The organism is Ralstonia sp. 22111 (assembly GCF_052045895.1).
In the GTDB taxonomy this organism is placed as follows: domain Bacteria; phylum Pseudomonadota; class Gammaproteobacteria; order Burkholderiales; family Burkholderiaceae; genus Ralstonia; species Ralstonia wenshanensis.
In genome coordinates this window covers 1-480 of record NZ_JBQEPR010000022.1, presented here as the reverse complement: position 1 = coordinate 480, position 480 = coordinate 1, and the positions used below count along the sequence as shown (strand labels likewise).

1 protein-coding gene is annotated in these 480 nt (G+C 61.0%); it reads left to right on the top strand.

Features of this window, described 5'->3' with window-relative positions:
• Nucleotides 1–106 precede the first annotated feature (106 nt).
• Nucleotides 107–480: BRO-N domain-containing protein (locus ACTJK4_RS25115; protein WP_440819221.1), on the top strand; the 374-nt coding region annotated here is incomplete at its 3' end.

Here is a 480-nt window from a genome sequence, read left to right as displayed (position 1 = left end):
TTCGGCCCTGCCGGTTCCGAAGTACCGGTACGCCAACCTGCACAGTTCCGCCCACCCGATTGGCGTCGGGTTGGCGGTTCAAACACCACTACTTCGGAGTCATGCCATGACTGGTACGTCTGTTGGCGCGTCCGCGCTCGCCCCTACCCCCAACACCACCTTCAATTTCGAATCCAATGCGGTCCGCGTTGTCATGCGTGACGACGAGCCATGGTTCGTTGCAGCCGACGTGTGCCGCGCGCTGCAACTCACGAATCCGACCAAGGCGCTTCTTTCTCTCGATGCCGACGAGAAAGCCCTAACTTCAATTCAGGGCTTATCTCGGGGGAACGATCAGGCAAACGTCATCAGCGAATCCGGCATGTACACCCTAGTCCTGCGCTGCCGCGACGCCATCAATCCCGGCACCGTGCCACACCGCTTCCGCAAGTGGGTCACGTCCATCGTCCTGCCCGCCATCCGCAAGACCGGCCAGTTCAC